Below are 18,143 nucleotides of genomic sequence, written 5' to 3'. Positions count from 1 at the left end.
GCGCGGCAATGCTTGATACCGCTGTCGCCGGTGTGCGTGCGCACAAGCCGGACAAGCTGCGTGAACTCGGCATCATGTCGCTCAACGGCATGTTCGACGAGATGGACGGGGTCGGCGTGCTGCGCCAGGCCGTCGAGGAGCTGCTGGTCGATGACATCGCCATCGTCTCGTCGTTCGGCGCCGATTCCTCGGTGCTGCTGCACATGGTCTCCGAGGTGAACAAGGACCTGCCGGTCTATTTCCTCGAAACCGGCAAGCATTTCCCCGAGACGCTCGACTATGTCGAGACGCTGAAGCGGCAGCTCGGGCTCACCAATGTCATTGCACTCTATCCGGATGCAAAGGACATCGGGCGCTTCGACCCCAAGGGCGACCTGTGGGAGACCGATCCGGATTCGTGCTGCCATATCAGGAAGACCGAGCCGCTCGATGCCACGGTTTCCGGCTTCGGCGGCTGGGTCACCGGTCGCAAGCGCTTCCAGACGGCCGAGCGCGGCGTGCTGCCGCATTTCGAGCTGACCAGCGATGACCGCATCAAGGTCAACCCGCTGGCCTATTTCTCCGACGCTGATATCACGACCTACAAGCTCAAGTATGGGTTGCCCGAGCACCCGCTCTACAATAAGGGCTACAAGTCGATCGGTTGCGCGCCGTGCACGAGCGTGGTGGCTGAAGGCGAAGATCCGCGTGCCGGCCGCTGGCGCGGACTGAACAAGAAAGAGTGCGGCATCCATTTCGATTTCAACGGAGCCATCGCCAAACCCATGGCCGCTCAGGAATTGAACCTCTTCAAGGACGGCGCCTTCATCGCCGACCCGTTCCGCGCCTGGGCGGACGGCGATGACGCGGCCAGCGTGCGCTATACGCACATCCCGCTGCCGGTGTTCCTCGAGCACCGCGAAGCCGTGCTGGCCAACCCCCATCCGGTCGGGCTGCTGGTTTCGCCGGGCGATAATGTCGAGCTGGTTAAGGGCGATCTCGATCGCTTCAGCTCCATCGCCATCAACTTCCCGGCTTTCGGCGATGGTCGCGGCTATTCGTCGTCGCGCCTGATCGCCGAGCGCTATGGCTACAAGGGCGAACTGCGCGCCGTGGGCGATGTGCTGCACGACCAGATATCGCACATGCGCCGCTGCGGCATGAACGCCTTCGTGGTCAAGCACGAGCCGACCAGGAAGGCGCTCGAAGAGGGTAAGCTCGCGACGGTCGACCTGTTCTACCAGCCGGTCGGACTGACCGAGGTCCCGGTGGGCACCCGTCCGTTCCTCCGCCGCGCGCTCGAGAACGCCTGACCGAAAGTTTCACGGCAGCTGCCGCCGGCGGCGGGGGCTGTCGTTTCGCCGCGCCTAGCGTGACAGGCTGCGCACCACCTGAGACCTGGAAGGCCGGAGCGGCCTTCAGCCAAATGAGAAGCGAATGTCGAACGAAATCGTCACGGATGTGGTCATCATCGGCGCCGGCCCTGTGGGCCTGTTTGCCGTATTCGAGCTGGGCCTGCTCGATATCAAATGCCACCTCATCGACATTCTCGACCGCCCGGGCGGACAGTGCGCCGAGCTCTATCCGGAAAAGCCGATCTACGACATTCCGGGCTTCCCGATGGTCACCGGGCAGGGGCTCACCGACAACCTGATGCAGCAGATCGCGCCGTTCGGGCCCGAGTTCCATTTCAGCCGCATGGTCACCAAGCTGGAAAAGCTCGAGGACGGCACGTTCCGCCTTGAGACCGACGCCGACGAAGTGTTCCTGTGCAAGGTGGTGGTGGTCGCGGCCGGCGGTGGCTCTTTCCAGCCCAAGCGCCCGCCGGTCGAAGGCATCGAGCAGTACGAGAACAAGTCGGTATTCTACGCCGTCCGCAAGATGGACGATTTCCGTGACCAGGACGTGGTGATCGTCGGTGGCGGCGACTCGGCACTGGACTGGACGCTGAACCTGCAGCCGATCGTCCGCTCGCTGACCCTTGTCCACCGTCGCGATGCCTTCAAGGCCGCGCCGGCTTCGGTCAACAAGATGAAAGAGCTGGTCATGGAAGGGAAGATCAACTTCCTCATGGGTCAGATCGGCAAGCTCGAAGGCAAGGACGGCCAGATCGACCACGTCCACATCACCATGGATTCGGGCGATACCCCACTGCCGGCGACGCGCCTGCTACCGTTCTTCGGCCTCACCATGAAGCTGGGGCCCGTCGCCGACTGGGGGCTCGAGCTCAACGACAACCTGATCACCGTCGACACCGAGAAGTTCGAAAGCTCGGTTCCCGGCATCTTCGCCATCGGCGACATCAACCACTATCCGGGCAAGCTCAAGCTCATCCTCTCGGGCTTCCACGAAGCCGCCCTGATGGCGCAGGCGGCCAAGGCCGTGGTGTCGCCGGGCGAACGCGTGGTGTTCCAGTACACCACCAGTTCCACCAAGCTGCAGAAGAAGCTCGGCGTCGTCTGATCGATGAAGATTCTCGTCACTGACCAATCCGGTGTCGAACACGAGCTCGAAGGGCTCGATGGTTGGCGGACGATGGAAGTGATCCGCGACTGGGGCCTCAACATCAAGGCCGAGTGCGGTGGCGCCTGTTCCTGCGCCACCTGCCACGTCTATGTCGAGGACGGTTGGTTCGAAAAGCTCCCCGACCCGAGCGATGACGAGGAAGATCTCCTCTACTCGACGCTCGACAAGAAGCCGAACTCACGCCTCAGCTGCCAGATCCTGCTCAGCGAGGAGCTCGACGGCATGCGCGTCACCTTGGCGCCAAGCGCCGCCAAGGACTCCGAAGCGGCCTGACCGTCATTCGAGATGCAAACAGCGGGCGTCCGGAGGTCAAGCTGGACGCCCGCTGCGCGAATGCTCCCGTGCGGCGCGTCAGGGAGCATCGTCCGGGCTCTGAGACGGCCCGTTACTCCAGCTGCGTCTCTTGACGCGGCTCAGGCGTCGCTGGACGCAGCAAACTTCCATAGACCCAGCCACTCTGGCCGGCCTGGTTGGTGATCCGCACCCAGCCCTCGATAGTGTCGCTGATATTGACCCAGCTTCCGCCCTTGAGCGTGAACACCTGCGGCTCGATCGCTTTCGGTCCGGCGCGGACCTTGAGCGCCTCGACGGCAACGCTGTGGGTGAAGCCCGGCGGCGCCATTCTGGTCGGGGAGCTCGCCTTGCCGGTGATCACCGGTACCGATCTCGCGACGTTGAGGTCGTCGGCCCGGGCAACTGTCGGGCGGGCGATGTAGCCAGGTCTGAGGTTGGTGGTCTTGACCGGCGTGGCAGCGGCCATCTGTCCGATCATGTCGGTGCTGTACTTGAGGCCGGTAGCGGTGAGGACGAGGGAGACGAGCGCAACTGTCGAAAACAGCGCGAGTGAGGTCAGCATACGGCTCAGCTTCAGCTCCCATATCCCGAGAACCAGTGGCGTCCGCGGCGCATGGTTCTCGTGGAGGAATGAAAGCTCCAAACCGCCTTCGGGTTCCCTGAGCCCTGCAGAATCATTGGCCGATGGCAGCAATCGCCATCGGCCGATTGTGTCAGGCCGCTTCGGCCAGCCCGACGTCGTTGCGGCCGGCCTTCAGCACATTGGTCCACCACAGCAGCTCGTCGAGCATCGGGGCGACGGAGGCGCCGAGATAGTCGTAGTCGCCGAAATCCTTGCCGTTGCGCAGCATGCCCAGCATCGGCTCCATGCCGATATGCACGGCAGCGCGGGTCGCCGCCATCTGCATCTCCACCAGAATCAGCCGCAGCTGCTCCACCGCCCGCGCGCCTCCGACCCCACCATAGCCGACGAAGGCGGCCGGCTTGTGCTTTGTCTCATTGTAGACGTGGTCGAGCGCGTTCTTCAGCGCGCCGCTGATCGAGTGATTGTACTCGGCGGTAATGAAGATGTAGCCGTCGAGTTCGCTGATCTTGGCGGCCCAACGCTTGGTGACGTCGTGCTCGATCGGTGCGTAGGCGGGCGACATTGCCGCCTCGAACAGCGGCATCGGATAGTCGCGAAGGTCGACGATCTCGTACTCGGCGTCGCCGCGGGCTTTGGCGATGTCTAGCACCCACTGCGCCGGTCGGTCGGCAAAACGGGCTTCGCGGGTGGTGGAAAGGATGATGCCGATGCGTGGCTTGCTGCTCATTCGGGTGTCTGCCTTGTCAGGAGTGCATGGGTGGCCACCAACGGAGACCTAGTCACCGTCAGTAACTGGCGCTATGTTGGTGACTACCTCAGAGGTGCACAAGACGGCACCGTTTCGAGACGGAGTTACCCATGGACGACCTGGTCACCCACACGGAACCGCAACCGGCCCACCCTTCCGGCGCCGCAAGTTGGGGTCCCCGGCATGATCCGAAGGACCCCGAGACCTTTGCCGAGTGCACCCAGGCGATGCTGCCGGTGCACGAGGTGCTGGCGCAGATCAGCGGCAAGTGGACCATCCTCGTGGTGCAGGTGCTGAGCGCAGGCCCGCGGCGATTCTCCGAGATCAAGCGGCATATCGACGGCGTCTCGCAGAAGATGCTCACCGCCACGCTGCGCGACCTCGAAAAGGACGGCTTCGTCTCCCGCAAGGTGACGCCCAGCATTCCACCGCGCGTCGACTATGCGCTGACCGAGATGGGCCGGGAGCTGCAGGAGCCACTGCGCGTCATCGGCAACTGGGCCCACGCCAACCGGCATCGCGTCGAGGAAGCCCGCGAGCGCTTCGCCCAGCGCGAGGAAGAAGCCAAGCGTCTCGCCTGGTGATCAGGCGGGCTTGCCGGCAGTAGATCTAGCCACTCTGGTGCCGGCCCACTGGTTGACGATCAGCCCGGCCATCACCAGCGCCACGCCGACCAATTGCAGCGGGCTCGGCACCACGTGACGGATCACCGCGTCGAGGATGAAGGCGACCACCGGCGTCACCAGCACGAACGGGATCACCGAGGCGGCGCCCAGCGCCACGATGGCGCGGAACCACAGGATGAAGGGCAGGGCGGTGAGCACCACCGCGAGGATCATGAGCCCCAGCGCATTGGTCCAGGTGATCGCCGTGGGCACATCGCCGATGATCAACGCCAGCACTGCGAGCTCGGCGCCGCCGATCAGCAACTGCCAGGCGGTGAAGCTCACCAGCGACATCTCCGCCGGCCGGCCCCAGCGATTGATCAGGATGCCACCGAGCGAGCCGGCGACGACGCTGCAGAGCGCTGCTGCAACGCCGATCATGTCGATGCCGGCATCGGCACGGAGGATCACCAGCGTCACGCCTACCGCGCCGATCAGGATCGAGACGATCTTCATCAAGGTCGGCGGCTGGCTCAGCAGCGCCCAGGCGAGGAGGATGGTGATCAACGGCCCCAACGTCTGGAACGTGCCGGCAACGCCGCCCGGCAGACGGATCGCTGAAACGAACAGCAGGGCGAAGAACGCTCCGAAATTCAATGTGCCGAGGACGATCAGCTTCGGCCAATAACCCTGCGGTACCAGCTGTCGGGCAAACGCCAGCAGCAGCAACCCACCCCCCAGCGCCCGCACCGAGCCGATGAAGATCGGGTTATGCGGCAGCATGGTGGTGGTGATGATGTAAGTAAACCCCCACAGGATCGCGGCGCCGAGGGCTGCCAGTTTCAGGTTCATTTCGCGGGGCCTGGGGAATCACAAGTGGGAGGGCTGGATAGTGCCACAGCGCATCTCCCCTTGGCGGGGGAGAAGGCGAAAACTTAGCGCAGCTAAGTCCCTAGTTTTCGCGAAAGGGGGCGTCGTAGCCGCGGTGCCTCTGGCCCCACCCCCTCCCAGCCTCCCCCATCAAGGGGGAGGTGTGGATCGAATGTGTGGCGCGATCGTGCCCTTCGCACTGGCGGGCACCTCCCCCTTGATGGGGGAGGCTGGGAGGGGGTGGGGCAGCGTCCCCGATGCTGTTCATCCCCCGTTCACCCGGCCAGCCCTACCCAGCGCGCCTTCGCGGGGGGCACGCGAGGGATCGATGGATTTCTATACAATCTTCAAGTTTCTGCATGTGCTCGCCGCCATGGCCTGGTTCGGCGGCGGCGCGGTTATGCTGTTGCAGGCCATCCTGGCGATGCGTCAGGGCGATGACGAAAGCCTGATGCGGGTCACCGGGAGCCTGGGCAGTCTTGCCATGCTGTGGTTCCTGCCGGCCTCGGGCCTGACGCTGCTGTTCGGCCTCGTCGTCGTGCTGCTCGGTAGCCTCTGGGGCGAAGCCTGGGTCATCCTCGGCCTTGTCGGCGCGCTCGCCAGCTTCGTTGGCGGCCACTTCTTCCTGCGTCCGATGGGCGAAGCGGCGGCCCGGCTTATCGCCGACGGCAAGATCGCCGAGGCCGCCGAATTCGGCAGCCGGATGATCCGCATCGCCATGGTCGACTATGCCAGCATCATCGCCATCGTGGCGCTGATGGTGCTGAAGCCCAACTGGACCGACATCCTGGCGCTCGTGCTGATCTATGGCGCGCTCGGTATCGCGGCTTTTCTGATCCTCGGCGGCAAGGCGCGGCTGCACCCGCTTCGCGCCGAGTGAGCCCCTCCAGCGCTTTCAGGAAAAGTTGCAGACTTTTTCCGGTTCGAAAGCGCTGGAAACCAAAGACTTCGAACATGTAACCGTTTCAACGAAACGGTGGCATGTGGTGATCGCGGCGCCGCTTGGGGGCGCGCCGCGATCACCAGCGGGTTTCAGTCGTCTTCGTCTTCATCCTCGTCGTCGTCATCGTCCTCGTCGTCGAACTCCATGTCGACGAGTTCGGATACTTCGACGCTGCCGCCATCGGTCAGCACCGGGCAGCCCTTGGCGATCTCAAGGGCGGCGTCCATGTCGTCGGCCTCGATGATCGAATAGCCGCTGACCGGATCAGCCGGCGCGGGGCCCACCGAGCCGTCCGGGCCGACCGTCATCGTCGCGCCGACCGGGCTGCCCAGATCCAGCATCGCTTCGCCGGTCGCCTCGAGCCACTCGTTCCAGGCAAGCATCACGGCCGCCTGCGCCTCTTCGCTCTCGGGTTCGCCACCGCCATGGTAGGCCAAGAGATAGTTGGGCATCGCGCATCTCCACATCGCCGGCGACGTGCCGGATAGGCAAACGCGTAGCCCGCCGATGCGACTCTTGTGTGAAGGTGCCCGGAGCGCCTTCGGGAGAAGTTGCAGGCTTTTCCGGTTCGAAAGCGCGACAGAATCGACGACCTCAAGTGTTTCGGCGTTTCATCGAAACGGTGAAGCACTTTAGGCGGTTTTGCGCTCGATTTCTTCCACCGCCTGCTGCGGCCTCGTGAACATGCCGATCCAGTCGGTGAAGCGCTCGACCCAGATGTTGAGGTTGGTTCTCAGCCGCTCGTCGGTGATGTTGTTGTCATCGTCGATCGCCCCCGGCCGCGACTGGAAGTAGATCTCCGGTCGGCCCATCAGCGCCACGCCCACCACCGGCAGGATTGAGCGCAGGTGCGCCTGTGCCGCTGCGGTTCCGCTGACCCCACCAGTGGCGCCGGCAATGGCGCCCGGCTTGTCGGTCCAGACGCTCTCGCCGAACGGCCGCGACGGCCAGTCGATGGCGTTCTTGAGGATGCCGGGAATCGAGCGGTTGTATTCGGGCGTCACGAACAGCACGGCATCCGCCGCTGCGATCTCGCGCTTCAACCGCATCACCTCGGCCGGCGGATCGTTCCACAGCGCGTCGTCGTAGAACGGCAGGTTGTCGATCTTGATGTACTGGAACTGCAGCTTGCCGGCGGCCAGCTTTTCCAGCGCCTTGGCGAGCTTGAGGTTCGAAGAGGTCGGGCGCGTGCTCCCGACGAATACGGCGACCCGGTACATTGATGCCCCCTGGTTACTAGATGTGACTGGGGGTGGATATGTGCCTATGGTCACCAAGGCACAAGACGGCACATGCATGTAACCGGCGAACGCACCGTTCACTGCGCGCCGCGGGCCGGGTCTAGCCCGGCCCGTGGCTTCGATCGGGATGGCTGTTACAGCGTGTCCTTCAGCCAGGCGGTGGTCTTGTCGATCACCTGCTTGCCGATCTCGGGCTGCTCGCTGAACACGCCCAGCATGTGATCGGCACCTGGGATGCTGAGCGACTCGGTCTTGCCTTCGGCGAGACCCAGGTATTGTTCGAAGTAGCCGGTGGCCGGGTCGGCTTCGCCGGCGATGGTGAGGAAGGGGCCGGCATAGCCGGAGAACCGCGCCGCGAGGTCATGCTGGGCAAGGCTGTCGAAGAAGCTCTGCTTCAGCGTCACCACGCGCCAGCCGAGATCGTCGCTTGCCGAGCCCTCGGCCTTCGCCTTGTCGTAGAAATCCTGGCCAAGAAACTCGTGGAACTCCTTCTGCAGATCACCCATCTGTCCCCACACCACCACTGACTTGAAGTCGTCGGGCTCGAGCATGGCGACCGCAGCGCCGAAGCTGTAGCCGATGACGCCGACCCGGGTCGCATCGACCCCCTCGACGCCGCCGAGGTAGGTGCGGGCCTCGGCGGCGTCTGCCACCAGCCCTTCGAGCGTTGTGTCCGCCATGTCGCCGGTGCTTTCGCCGTAGCCGCGGAAGTCGATGCGCAGCGAAGCGATGCCTTGGGCGGCGAGCGCTGCCGCCTGCTGGGCGAACAGCCCGCCCACTTCATCGCGGGAGCTGCCGAAGCCGTGCAGCATCACCACGGCCTGGCCGGTCGCGCCGCTATCGGGAGTGGAGAGCGTGCCCTTCACGCCGCTCGGCAGGTCGACGACCGTCTCTGCCGCAAGGGAAACGCTGGTCAGCAGCGCGAAGGTGAGGGTGGCGACGGTCTTGATGCTGGTGCTGAGGATCGACATCGACGTTCTCCGTTGTTGGCCCGAGGCCTCGTGTTGATGTCCACAGTTCTAGCGAGGGGGCGTGGAGCGAGATTGGAGAAATCCGACAATGTGGGGGCGAAGAGGCTGCTGACCTACTTCTTCTCCGCGTTCAGCACGTTGGCCAGCTCGGGGATGAAATCCTTGACCATCGGCTGCTTCACCACCTCGAACGGCAGCGGGCGGACCACGCGCATGGCGGCAATGCCGACCCGTACCGTCATCAACCCGTTGACCACGCCCTCGCCGAGCCGGGCCGAGAGTTTTGCCGCCAGCCCCTGGCCGACCAGTTGCTCGACCACGCCATCGGTCAACACCAACCCGCCGGTGACCGCGAGGTGCGCGAGGATGGCGCCGATCAGCCGCCAGGTGCCGATGAAGCCGGGGCGTGCCCCATAGAGCCGGGCGATGTCGCCGCCGAGCCGCACGCTCTCGAAGATGACGAAGGCGATATCGATCAGCGCCCGCGGCGAGACCGCTGTCACCAGCGCCACACGCCGCGCCGAAGCTGCCGTCAACGCCCGCGCCCGCGTGTCGAGCGGCGCCATCAGCAGCCGTTCACCCAGCCGCACATGCTCAGCACCGTCGAAGATGTGGCGCGCATTGCTCTCCAGTTCGTCGCGCGGCCGCGCCAGGTCCGGCCGGCGGGCGTAGATCTCGAGCAGCTCGCGGGTGATCGCCGCACCATCCTTGTTGCGGTCGCTGCTGAGTGCCGCCATCGCGGCGTGCCGTAGCCGATCGAGGGCGCGCAGCCGCATCAGCGAAGCCACCTCGCGCACGATAATGACCAGCAGCGCGATCACCAGCACGGCCAGCACACCGAGCCCGACCCAGCCAAGCCAGGGCTGTGCCGCGAAGAGCTCGGCGATCAGCCGCTCAGCGGCAAGGCCCAGCGCCAGAGTGACGAGGATACCGCCGGCCGTCCAGGCGACGCGCCCGACCCAACCGAGCAGCCGCGGCGGTCGCACCGTGTCATCCAGTGGTACCTCGATGTCGGTGATCGGCTCGATGCTCTCGGGCAGGGCAACGGCCTGCGCCGGCTCGAACACGCGCGGACGGCGCGGCTCCTCGGCGGTATTGCCGCCGGACGAGACGGGGCGGGCGAAGGGTGGTTTCATCGCAGCCAGTCTCCGATCAGGTAGTCGAGCGCTCGGTCGAAACGGATATGCGGCAGCACCACGTCGCCTTCGGCGTTCTTTTCCAGCCGCTGCGGCGGCTGAAAGCGAAGGAAATTCAGAGCGACTGGGCGGCCATCCTCAAACAGCGCATCAGGATGCTCGGGCAAGTCCCCGGGAAACAGCGCGATTTCGGTCCTGCCGTCATAGGTCTTGCCGTCCAGCACCTCGCCCGCCTGCGGCGTACCGACGATCACCTCGTGCTTGTCGCCGCCTTCTTCGATGACGCTCTCGCGCGTTGCACGGATCGCCGCAATCGCCATCGAGCGGGTCTCGGCGCCTGCAAACCTCGCCTTGCGCGCCGCATCGGCGACCAGCCGGTTCATCACCGCCTCCAGCCGATCATGGCTCGAGGAGTGGATGTGGTCGGCCTTGGTGGCCGCGAACAGGATGCGGTCGATGCGTCGCGCCACCAGGCGAGTGATCGGGTTGTTGTCGCCCTGCCGGAAGCAGGAGAGGATATCGGTCAGGGCCGTCTCGAGGTCGGCCACTGCGGCCGGGCCGGCGTTCAGCGCCCTGAGCGTATCGACCAGCACCACCTGCCGATCGAGCCGCGCGAAATGATCACGGAAGAATGGCCGCACCACGATCGCCTTGTAGGCCTCGTAGCGACGCTCCAGCATGGCGTAGAGGCTCGACGACCGCACCGGACCGACCGGTGGCGGCAGCGGCGCGAAGGTCAGCGCCGGGCTGCCCTCGAGGTCGCCGGGCAGCAGGAACCGGCCTGGGGGCAGGGTGCTGAGTGCCCGTCCATCCTCGCGGCTGCGCCTGAGGTAATCGGTGAACGCCGCCGCCAGCCGTTCGGCATCCACATCCGTCGCCTCCTTCGAGCTGTCCACCTGTGCGATCTCGCTAAGGAAAGCCGCGGCCTCGGTTTGCGAGTGCGGCAGCCCGGCACGCGCCAAGGCCTGTGCGCTCCACTCGGCAAAGCTCAGCGACAACAGTGGCAGGTCGAGCAGCCACTCGCCGGGATAGTCGACGATATCGAGGTTGAGCACCGTCGGACCGAACATCCCTGACACCCAGCGCTTCGACTGGAACTTCAGCGTCAGCCGCAACTGGCTGATCTTCCGCGTCGAGTCCGGCCAATGCGGCTCCTTGCCGGTCAGCGCCGCCAGATGCTGCTCATAGGCAAAGCGCGGAACGCCGGCATCGGGGTGCTCGGCGAGCCGCGCGCCGATGAACCGGCCCTCGGTCAGCGCCGCAAAGCCCGGCAGGCGCCCGCCGGTGAGGAGGTTGTGGACCAGCGCAGTGATGAAGATGGTCTTGCCGGCGCGGCTGAGTCCGGTCACCCCGAGCCGCAGCGTGGGCGTGAACGGCGCTGCCGCCGCATCGGCGAGGTTGCCCAGCGCGATGCCGATCTCGTCGGTGATGGTCGTCGGCGATTGCGGCACTGGCGCTCCTCGGATTGCCCGGAAGGTAGGCGGTCCCAGCACGAATGCAAGGCTAGTGCTTTGGCTCCTTGGAGGGAATCGTGATCGCCGCTTTTGGGGATTCTTCACGGTTCCCCGCCTTAGCTGGGCCATGGCTTACGCGGTTGCTCGCAGTTTCGAGGGTGATGCAGGGGAACTTCTCGGTGTTCCGCGCGAACGCACGACCGGCGAACGGCTGCATCTCGATGTCGCCAAGCTGTTGATTGCCAAGAAGACGCTGCGGCTCACCGATCTCGCGATCGCCATGCGGCAGACGGCGGAATGGGGCTCCAGCCTTGCGGCAACCATCATCGCGCTCGGGTTCGTGCGGCCGATCGACTACTACAAGGCAGTCGCCGAAGTGTACGGGCTGCCGTTCGTCGATCTGCAGCGCGAACCGATCGATCAGACCCTGACGCGGGTCGAGGACCGCGCCGATTACGCCGAGCGCAACATCGTGCCGTGGCGCCGGATCGATGGCCGGCTGATACTCGCCGCCACTGAGATCACCACCGAGCATTTCCTGTGGGGCGACGAGCGGTTCGGCCCCGACAGCTACGATTTCGTCATCACTTCGCCGTTCGATATCCTGTGGCAGACCCAGCAGCTGTTCCGCGACTGGGACAGCTTCTTCGCCCGCGAGGCGCTCTATTCCTGGAAGCCCGAGCACTCGGCCAAATACACGGTGACCAAACCGCAGAAGCTGGTGCTCTGGGTGCTGCTGGCGGTGCTGGTGGCGGGCCTCGTGCTGGCGCCCATGGCGACGGCGGTGACGCTGATGGCGTTCTTCACCACCATTTACACGCTGACCTTCGTGTTCAAGTTCGTGCTGACGTTCGTCGGCTCGTCACGCAAGGCCGACATGGAGATCTCGCCCGAGGCGATCGCCACACTCAGGGACAGCGAGCTGCCGGTCTACACCGTGCTGGTGCCGATGTACAAAGAGGCCAAGGTCCTGCCGCTGCTGACCAAGGCGCTGAAAGGGCTGGATTATCCAGCCTCGAAGCTCGAGGTGAAGCTGGTCCTCGAGGAGGACGATACCGAGACCATCGAGGCGGCGAAAGCCCTGCGGCTGCCCGGCACCTTCGAGATCGTGCGGGTGCCGCCAAGCCAGCCCAAGACCAAGCCCAAGGCCTGCAACTACGCGCTGCAGTTCAGCCGCGGCGAGTTCGTCACCATCTACGATGCCGAGGACCAGCCCGAGCCGGACCAACTGAAGAAGGCCGTGCTGGCCTTTCGCAACGGCGACCCGAGGTTGGCCTGCGTGCAGGGTCGGCTCAACTACTTCAACCGCTCAGAGAACTGGCTGACGCGGATGTTCACACTGGAATACAGCCAGTGGTTTGATTTCCTGCTGCCGGGCCTGGACTGGCTGAAGGTGCCGATCCCGCTGGGCGGCACGTCCAATCACTTCAAACTCTCGGCGCTGCGCAAGGTCGGCGCCTGGGACCCCTACAACGTCACCGAGGATGCCGATCTCGGCGTGCGGCTGGCGCAGGAGGGCCACACCGTCGGCGTCATCAACTCGACCACCTACGAGGAAGCCAACGGCGTGCTGCCCAGCTGGATCAAGCAGCGCTCGCGCTGGATCAAGGGCTACATGCAGACCTGGCTGGTGCACATGCGGCACCCGATCCAGCTGTGGAAGTCGATCGGCGCTAAGGGCTTCTTCTCGTTCCATTTCTTCATCGGCGCGCCGCCCTTCACCATGCTGCTAGCGCCGATCCTGTGGGTGATCACCGCCCTCGTGTGGTTCACCAACACCTGGGATTTCGGCTGGCTGTTCCCCGAGCCGTTCGGCACGATGGCGTTGTTCAACCTGGTGATCGGCAACCTGTTCCTCGTCTATTTCGGGGTGATCGCCGCGCTGAAGCGCAAGTATTACGACCTGGTGCCGGTCGGCATCCTGCTCCCGGTCTACTGGGTGCTGCACTCGATCGCCGCCTACAAGGCGTTCTGGCAGCTGATCTTCAACCCGCACTACTGGGAAAAGACCGAGCACGGCACCTCGAGGGTCACCCAGAAGACGCTCGAACAGGTCAAGAGCGAGGCAGCCAAATGAGCATCCTCGAGCTTGCCACCGCTCCGGTTGCGGCCCATCAGCGGCGGCCGTTCTGGCGCCCGGCGACGATCCTCTGGTCACTGGTGGCAGTGATCGTGCTGCTGGTGCTGGCGCTGCACGTCATCGATGGCGGCTATGTCCGCCGCGACATCGAGCAGTTGCAGGGCGGCGACGCATGGCGGACCGGCGGCTGGCTGTCCCAGGTGGTGCTGCGCGTCGTCAGCCTGCTGCCGGGTATCCAGTTGCAACAATGGGCGCTGTCGCTGACCGCTGTCGTCGTCTCGGGCTTTGCCTTCGGCGCGCTCTACGACCGGTTGCGCGCCAATGGCTGGTTTCGCATCGGCGCGTTCATCGCGCTCGTCGCGCTGATGCTGCATGCCGGCGGCCTCTACACTGTCACGGCGTCTTCCCGTGCCATTCCGCTCTACATCGCCTTTGCCGCGCTCATCCCGGCGATCCGCTCGCTCGAGGATGTCGGCGACGTGCAGTCGGCCATAGGGCTCGGCTTGCTGCTGCCGCTGCTGCTGCTGGCGAGCCCGATCGCGTCGCTGCTGATTGTCCCTCTGGCCATCGCCACGGCCTTGGCCGATCGCGACGCGCGCACCGACGCGCGCGCCTTCGTGGCCATGCTGCTGGTGGCGATCCTGCCGACGCTGATCGTCGCCATCGGTATTGTCGGTTTCATCATGCAGGCGCGGATGGATGTGGCGGCCGCCTTGCTGCCCTATGTCAGCACCTACACCAACCTGCATTTCGACCTTGAGGCGCTGACCGGCGGGCTCGAGGCGCTCATGGTGTTCGCGCCGGTGCTGATCGTCCCGTTGCTCTATTGCTTGTGGCCCGGGCTTCCCGAACGGCGCCACGTCTTCAGTGCACTGGCGGTGATCGCCCTGCCGCTCTACCTGGTGTTTGCCCGCGCAATCCTGACCACGACAATGACTGCCATCGTGCCGCCGATCGCGCTGCTTGTCGCCTTCCTGTCGTGGTTGGCCGTGGTCCGGCTGCCGTTCCAGATCCGGCTGTTGTCGCTGCTGCTGCTGCTGCTCGCGGCCGCCGCGAGCTGGACCTACACAGACCTGTGGAACGATGCAGCGTGGAAAGCGGCGCTGTTCAACCAGGTTCCGGCTGGCCTCGCGCAACTGTCCCTGCGGCCGGGCGTTTGACCTCCGACCAGAGGAGGTGCAAATGCACAAACCCATCGTTGAAGTCGATACGATCATCGCTGCTCCCAGCGCCACTGTGTGGAAGGCCATGAAGGGCGGCGCCATGTTTCCCGGCACCAGGATCGAGACCGACTGGAAGATCGGCCATCCCATCACCTTCAAGGGCGAATGGCAGGGCAGGAGCTTTACCGATCGTGGCGAGATCCAGACGCTGTCCGAAGCCAAGGAGCTCAGCTTCTCGCACTGGAGCGACAAGGACGGCTCGGGCAAACGCCCACCCAGCTACCACCTGGTGAAGTACGAACTCGCGCCCGCAGGGGCGCGCACCAGGGTGACGCTCAGCCAGTTCAATGAGGGCGAGGAGACCGAGGTGGACGCCAAAACCCGGGCCGAGTTCGAGAAGAACTGGACCATGATGCTGGAAGGTCTGAAGCAGTCGGCGGAGGGGATGCACTGACTGAAGCAGACGGCCCCCTCCCGGCCTCCCCCATGAAGGGGGAGGTGAAGAGTCGAGCGTTTGACACCCATCGCTGCCGCAATCTCGATGCGGCACCTCCCCCTTCATGGGGGAGGATGGGAGGGGGCCGTCTCTCTCAGTCCCTCACAACGAGTTACTCGCTCAACCCGATCTTTTCGAGCTCGTACGGCGTGGTCTGGTAGATCTCGTTGATCCAGTTCTGGAACAGCAGGTGCGCATGGCTGCGCCACCGGTTCTCCGGCTCCACCGTGGTGTCGCCATTGGGAAACAGGTTGACCGGCGGCGCCGTGTCCAGCCCCGCCTTCACGTCGCGTTCGTATTCGTCGGCCAGCGAGCGGTTGTCGTACTCGAGGTGGTTCAGCATGTAGAGGGCAGGGCGCGCCTTGTCCTGCAGCATGCAGACGCCGATCTCAGCGTTGTCGATCAGCACCTCGAGGTTCTCGCCAAGGCTCGCCCGGTCGATGTCGTTATACCGGCTCACCGGGATCATCGGGCTATCCGAGAAGCCATGCAGCCATGGCGTCTGCGGGCCGACCAACTGGTGGCGAAAAACGCCAAAGGCTTTTGATGGCATGCGGTAGCGTTTTGCACCATGGAAGTGGTGCAGGGCTGCCTGCGCGCCCCAGCAGATGAACATCGTGTGGTGCACGTTAGTCTCTGTCCAGTCCATGATCTCGAGCATCTCGGACCAGTACTTGACCTCCTCGAACGGCATGTTCGCCACCGGTGCGCCGGTGACGATGAAGCCATCGAACTTCTTCTCCCGCACCTCTTCCCAGGTGGAATAGAAGCTCTTGAGGTACTCCTCGGAGGTGTTCTTGGACTTGTGGTCGCTGACCCGCACAAGGGTCAGGTCGACCTGCAGCGGAGTGGCGCCGATCAGCCGGGCGAACTGCGTCTCCGTCCGCTCCTTGTTGGGCATCAGGTTGAGCAGGCCGATCTGCAGCGGGCGGATGTCCTGGCGCGCGGCGCGGGAGGAGTCCATGACCATGACACCCTCCGATTGGAGGGTCTTGGCCGCTGGCAGGTGGTCAGGAATGCGAATTGGCATGATGTGCCTCTAGATAGGATAGCGATCAGGTGAGCGGAAGCGGCGCCTAACTAGGCGCTATCGCATTCGCTGACGGATCGCCCCTGCCACGAGGTCGAGGAACTCGTCGCCGTCGCGCACCGTGGCAAGGTCGCTGGCTTCGATGGTGTAGCCGAAATTGTCGGCGAGCTGCTGGTAGCGCGGCAGCCGGTCCTTGAGCAGCGCCTCGAAGCCCCAGGCGCCGAAGGCGTCCGGGTCGACGTCGGCATCGTCCTTCACCTTGTTGAGCGTCTTGAACTCCGCCCATTTCTGGAGAAGGAAATGCGGCTGGTAATACATCGGCTTGGGGCTGTGCTTGAAGCGCTCGATCAGCTTGTGGGCGTCATCCTCGGTGCCGCGAATGTAGAGCAGCAGCGTGCTCGAGGTCAGCGCCTTGATCACCGGATCCTCGGCACTGGCCGGGTCGACCACCTCGATCAGCGAACCGCCGGTATCGGCGATGAAATTCGAGTAGCCATAGAGCTGGTCGGCGCGCTCGATGAAATAGGGCACGTCCTCGAGCGCGGCGATCTCGGCCACCCGGTGCTGTTCCTGCCGGCGTTGATACTCGGCAAGCTGCAGGCCGCCGCGGCGCGCATCCCCGGGGCGCCCGAGATAGGTCGAGAGGGGGTCGAGGTTAGAAAAGGTGATGTTGCTGTCGATCTTGATCGAGTCCGAGCGCAGCAGTTCGCGCAGGAACGGCACCTTCATGGCCTCGGCCTTGAAGTTGTCGACGATGAACTCGCCCATGTAGCGCGTGCCGATGCGATAGTCGGCCGAATAGTGGAACCACTGATGCTTGCGCAGTAGCGCCGCCAGCCAGGTCTTGCCGACCCCGGCCATGCCGAACACCGTCACGGCGTGACGCGGCGCGCTCAGGAAATCCTCGGCGGAATTGAACAGCATAGGGGCGGGTCCGGTTCGGGCTGATCGATTTAGACGATGCGCGGGGATGGGACAAGGGCAGGGGGAGACCCCGGCGCCATCTGGCAGCGCGATAAAGTGGGGCAGTGAAACACCACCCTCGCCCTCGCAACCAGTCGATCAAACCACGGTCTTGTCACAAGCAGCCGCCGCCGGGACGACGTACGCGGCTGTAGTCGCGCCATGGTCCGCCAGCCAGAGGCTAACGCGTTCCAGAAGCCGATGAATTGCGGCGTGGTCGGCCTGATCGTCGGGCGGCATTAGTGGTGCCCTCGTTCAGCTGCTCGTCCGTATCACCTACAGCTGCGCTTTGGGTTTCAGCTCGCGCAGGAAAGGGATCGAGTCGAACTGGTCAGGCTGGACATGATCCCATGAAATGCCCTTGGGGCGGGGATGCGTGCTGGCCGTGGCGATCAGTTCCGTCTCGGTTGCGACGTAGTCCATCCAGCAATCGAAATCCATCATGACGATGTCCCCGTCCGGCACGACCTGGCTCGAATGCACACTGGTGACGAGCGGCGTGTCGGGCCGTATGCGACCCAGTTCGTTCAGCACGCCGGCCTCCAGGTCCGCAAATCCGCCGCCTTTGCCGGTTCTCGCGCCCCGCCGCGTCACGGCGACCGAGCCGAACACGCAGAAGTCGAGTTCGGGAATGTCGGTAAACTCGATGCGCTCGCCATAATGCATGTACCCTTGGTGGCTCGCCGCCAGTTCGTAGGATATGCCCTTGTCCCTGAGCTGATCGGGATCGATCCGGACATAAGGAGCCTTCTGCACCAGCTCTGGAACCGGGCAATAGAGCGTCTTGCCGTCATACAAGGCGCGCAGTCGCAACGAATATTGAGCTGAATCGGGGTTGACCTTCACGGCTTTGGCCGCCCGCCAGGCAGGTATCTGTACCATGTGCCAGGCGGCCATATCCGCGCCGGTAAAGTTCGGGATGTGGCTCCGCGCCGGGCCGATCGCCACCCCGTCAGTAACGAGTTGATCCCAGATGGCGTTGCGCAGTTCGTCCTTGGCAGGGTTGCGGCCTGCCCAACGACCACGGTCAGTCATGACAATCTCCATCAATCTCTTGG

The 18,143-nt window shown here is 64.5% G+C and carries 19 protein-coding genes; 8 read left to right on the top strand and 11 right to left on the bottom strand.

Annotation, left to right across the window (positions count from 1 at the left end; all coding sequences use genetic code 11):
• Nucleotides 1–8 precede the first annotated feature (8 nt).
• The 3 genes from AC1ROK_RS10670 to AC1ROK_RS10660 all read left to right on the top strand — a co-directional run bounded on the left by AC1ROK_RS10670 (nt 9) and on the right by AC1ROK_RS10660 (nt 2,778).
• Nucleotides 9–1,292: a phosphoadenylyl-sulfate reductase gene (locus AC1ROK_RS10670; RefSeq protein ID WP_492846624.1), complete on the top strand. Its 1,284-nt coding sequence runs from the start codon at nt 9–11 to the stop codon at nt 1,290–1,292.
• A gap of 124 nt (nt 1,293–1,416) precedes the next feature.
• Complete coding sequence (locus AC1ROK_RS10665; protein ID WP_492846622.1) at nt 1,417–2,442, top strand: NAD(P)/FAD-dependent oxidoreductase; 1,026 nt, start codon at nt 1,417–1,419, stop codon at nt 2,440–2,442.
• Nucleotides 2,443–2,445: 3 nt separating this feature from the next.
• Nucleotides 2,446–2,778 carry a 2Fe-2S iron-sulfur cluster-binding protein gene (locus AC1ROK_RS10660; RefSeq protein WP_055878313.1) on the top strand — a complete coding sequence of 111 codons (333 nt, stop codon included), beginning with the start codon at nt 2,446–2,448 and terminating at the stop codon, nt 2,776–2,778.
• A 112-nt stretch (nt 2,779–2,890) separates the two neighbouring features.
• Here AC1ROK_RS10660 and AC1ROK_RS10655 read toward each other — a convergent pair whose 3' ends face one another.
• The gene (locus AC1ROK_RS10655; RefSeq protein WP_492846620.1) at nt 2,891–3,361 is read right to left on the bottom strand and encodes an SH3 domain-containing protein; all 471 of its coding nucleotides are present in this window, start codon (nt 3,359–3,361) and stop codon (nt 2,891–2,893) included.
• Nucleotides 3,362–3,512: 151 nt separating this feature from the next.
• A complete protein-coding gene (locus AC1ROK_RS10650) occupies nt 3,513–4,112 on the bottom strand; it encodes an NADPH-dependent FMN reductase (protein WP_492846618.1) in 600 nt (199 codons plus the stop codon).
• A gap of 131 nt (nt 4,113–4,243) precedes the next feature.
• Between AC1ROK_RS10650 and AC1ROK_RS10645 the strand changes: the two genes are divergently transcribed.
• Nucleotides 4,244–4,717 carry a winged helix-turn-helix transcriptional regulator gene (locus AC1ROK_RS10645; protein WP_492846616.1) on the top strand — a complete coding sequence of 158 codons (474 nt, stop codon included), beginning with the start codon at nt 4,244–4,246 and terminating at the stop codon, nt 4,715–4,717.
• Here AC1ROK_RS10645 and AC1ROK_RS10640 read toward each other — a convergent pair whose 3' ends face one another.
• Nucleotides 4,718–5,590 carry an EamA family transporter gene (locus tag AC1ROK_RS10640; RefSeq protein WP_492846614.1) on the bottom strand — a complete coding sequence of 291 codons (873 nt, stop codon included), beginning with the start codon at nt 5,588–5,590 and terminating at the stop codon, nt 4,718–4,720.
• A gap of 346 nt (nt 5,591–5,936) precedes the next feature.
• Between AC1ROK_RS10640 and AC1ROK_RS10635 the strand changes: the two genes are divergently transcribed.
• A complete protein-coding gene (locus AC1ROK_RS10635; protein WP_492846612.1) occupies nt 5,937–6,488 on the top strand; it encodes a DUF2269 family protein in 552 nt (183 codons plus the stop codon).
• A 152-nt stretch (nt 6,489–6,640) separates the two neighbouring features.
• Here AC1ROK_RS10635 and AC1ROK_RS10630 read toward each other — a convergent pair whose 3' ends face one another.
• The 5 genes from AC1ROK_RS10630 to AC1ROK_RS10610 all read right to left on the bottom strand — a co-directional run bounded on the left by AC1ROK_RS10630 (nt 6,641) and on the right by AC1ROK_RS10610 (nt 11,350).
• On the bottom strand, nt 6,641–7,003 hold the full coding sequence (locus AC1ROK_RS10630; protein ID WP_492846610.1) for a YciI family protein: 363 nt from the start codon (nt 7,001–7,003) through the stop codon (nt 6,641–6,643).
• Between the two features lie 180 nt (nt 7,004–7,183).
• Entirely contained in the window at nt 7,184–7,771 is a 588-nt protein-coding gene (locus AC1ROK_RS10625; RefSeq protein WP_492846608.1) for an NADPH-dependent FMN reductase, read from the bottom strand.
• 155 nt (nt 7,772–7,926) lie between these two features.
• Nucleotides 7,927–8,763, bottom strand: coding sequence for an alpha/beta hydrolase family protein (locus AC1ROK_RS10620; protein WP_492846606.1), 837 nt, complete (start codon nt 8,761–8,763; stop codon nt 7,927–7,929).
• Between the two features lie 113 nt (nt 8,764–8,876).
• Nucleotides 8,877–9,899 (bottom strand): YcjF family protein, encoded by a 1,023-nt coding sequence (locus AC1ROK_RS10615; protein WP_492846604.1) that lies wholly within the window; start codon nt 9,897–9,899, stop codon nt 8,877–8,879.
• A complete protein-coding gene (locus AC1ROK_RS10610) occupies nt 9,896–11,350 on the bottom strand; it encodes a YcjX family GTP-binding protein (protein ID WP_492846602.1) in 1,455 nt (484 codons plus the stop codon). Before AC1ROK_RS10610 ends, AC1ROK_RS10615 begins: the two co-directional genes overlap by 4 nt.
• A 130-nt stretch (nt 11,351–11,480) precedes the next feature.
• On the opposite strand from AC1ROK_RS10610, the gene AC1ROK_RS10605 reads away from it, so the two are divergent.
• From AC1ROK_RS10605 to AC1ROK_RS10595, 3 genes are read left to right on the top strand one after another with little or no spacing between them, the layout of a single operon-like run.
• On the top strand, nt 11,481–13,430 hold the full coding sequence (locus AC1ROK_RS10605) for a glycosyltransferase family 2 protein (protein ID WP_492846600.1): 1,950 nt from the start codon (nt 11,481–11,483) through the stop codon (nt 13,428–13,430).
• Nucleotides 13,427–14,593, top strand: a complete 1,167-nt coding sequence (locus AC1ROK_RS10600) for a hypothetical protein (protein ID WP_492846599.1) — start codon at nt 13,427–13,429, stop codon at nt 14,591–14,593. The genes AC1ROK_RS10605 and AC1ROK_RS10600 overlap by 4 nt, the downstream gene beginning before the upstream one ends.
• Nucleotides 14,594–14,615: 22 nt before the next feature.
• Nucleotides 14,616–15,050 carry an SRPBCC family protein gene (locus AC1ROK_RS10595; RefSeq protein WP_492846597.1) on the top strand — a complete coding sequence of 145 codons (435 nt, stop codon included), beginning with the start codon at nt 14,616–14,618 and terminating at the stop codon, nt 15,048–15,050.
• Between the two features lie 154 nt (nt 15,051–15,204).
• Here AC1ROK_RS10595 and AC1ROK_RS10590 read toward each other — a convergent pair whose 3' ends face one another.
• From AC1ROK_RS10590 to AC1ROK_RS10580, 3 genes are all read right to left on the bottom strand, one after another.
• Entirely contained in the window at nt 15,205–16,122 is a 918-nt protein-coding gene (locus AC1ROK_RS10590; RefSeq protein WP_492846595.1) for a homoserine O-succinyltransferase, read from the bottom strand.
• A 57-nt stretch (nt 16,123–16,179) separates the two neighbouring features.
• Complete coding sequence (locus tag AC1ROK_RS10585) at nt 16,180–17,046, bottom strand: ATPase (protein ID WP_492846594.1); 867 nt, start codon at nt 17,044–17,046, stop codon at nt 16,180–16,182.
• Between the two features lie 315 nt (nt 17,047–17,361).
• Nucleotides 17,362–18,120 (bottom strand): 5-formyltetrahydrofolate cyclo-ligase, encoded by a 759-nt coding sequence (locus AC1ROK_RS10580; protein ID WP_492846592.1) that lies wholly within the window; start codon nt 18,118–18,120, stop codon nt 17,362–17,364.
• Between the last annotated feature and the right edge of the window lie 23 nt (nt 18,121–18,143).

The organism is Devosia sp. GW821-FHT12F11 (assembly GCF_058806655.1).
This window is presented reverse-complemented; position numbering and strand designations above follow the sequence as displayed.

Excerpts from the sequence above, each read along its gene's own strand:
- AC1ROK_RS10655 (WP_492846620.1), bottom strand. The coding sequence starts at position 3,361 with ATGCTGACCTCACTCGCGCTGTTTTCGACAGTTGCGCTCGTCTCCCTC.
- AC1ROK_RS10645 (WP_492846616.1), top strand. The coding sequence starts at position 4,244 with ATGGACGACCTGGTCACCCACACGGAACCGCAACCGGCCCACCCTTCC.
- AC1ROK_RS10585 (WP_492846594.1), bottom strand. The coding sequence starts at position 17,046 with ATGCTGTTCAATTCCGCCGAGGATTTCCTGAGCGCGCCGCGTCACGCC.
- AC1ROK_RS10590 (WP_492846595.1), bottom strand. The coding sequence starts at position 16,122 with ATGCCAATTCGCATTCCTGACCACCTGCCAGCGGCCAAGACCCTCCAA.
- AC1ROK_RS10615 (WP_492846604.1), bottom strand. The coding sequence starts at position 9,899 with ATGAAACCACCCTTCGCCCGCCCCGTCTCGTCCGGCGGCAATACCGCC.
- AC1ROK_RS10660 (WP_055878313.1), top strand. The coding sequence starts at position 2,446 with ATGAAGATTCTCGTCACTGACCAATCCGGTGTCGAACACGAGCTCGAA.
- AC1ROK_RS10650 (WP_492846618.1), bottom strand. The coding sequence starts at position 4,112 with ATGAGCAGCAAGCCACGCATCGGCATCATCCTTTCCACCACCCGCGAA.
- AC1ROK_RS10595 (WP_492846597.1), top strand. The coding sequence starts at position 14,616 with ATGCACAAACCCATCGTTGAAGTCGATACGATCATCGCTGCTCCCAGC.
- AC1ROK_RS10630 (WP_492846610.1), bottom strand. The coding sequence starts at position 7,003 with ATGCCCAACTATCTCTTGGCCTACCATGGCGGTGGCGAACCCGAGAGC.
- AC1ROK_RS10625 (WP_492846608.1), bottom strand. The coding sequence starts at position 7,771 with ATGTACCGGGTCGCCGTATTCGTCGGGAGCACGCGCCCGACCTCTTCG.
- AC1ROK_RS10580 (WP_492846592.1), bottom strand. The coding sequence starts at position 18,120 with ATGACTGACCGTGGTCGTTGGGCAGGCCGCAACCCTGCCAAGGACGAA.
- AC1ROK_RS10640 (WP_492846614.1), bottom strand. The coding sequence starts at position 5,590 with ATGAACCTGAAACTGGCAGCCCTCGGCGCCGCGATCCTGTGGGGGTTT.
- AC1ROK_RS10665 (WP_492846622.1), top strand. The coding sequence starts at position 1,417 with ATGTCGAACGAAATCGTCACGGATGTGGTCATCATCGGCGCCGGCCCT.
- AC1ROK_RS10600 (WP_492846599.1), top strand. The coding sequence starts at position 13,427 with ATGAGCATCCTCGAGCTTGCCACCGCTCCGGTTGCGGCCCATCAGCGG.
- AC1ROK_RS10605 (WP_492846600.1), top strand. The coding sequence starts at position 11,481 with ATGGCTTACGCGGTTGCTCGCAGTTTCGAGGGTGATGCAGGGGAACTT.
- AC1ROK_RS10620 (WP_492846606.1), bottom strand. The coding sequence starts at position 8,763 with ATGTCGATCCTCAGCACCAGCATCAAGACCGTCGCCACCCTCACCTTC.
- AC1ROK_RS10635 (WP_492846612.1), top strand. The coding sequence starts at position 5,937 with ATGGATTTCTATACAATCTTCAAGTTTCTGCATGTGCTCGCCGCCATG.
- AC1ROK_RS10670 (WP_492846624.1), top strand. The coding sequence starts at position 9 with ATGCTTGATACCGCTGTCGCCGGTGTGCGTGCGCACAAGCCGGACAAG.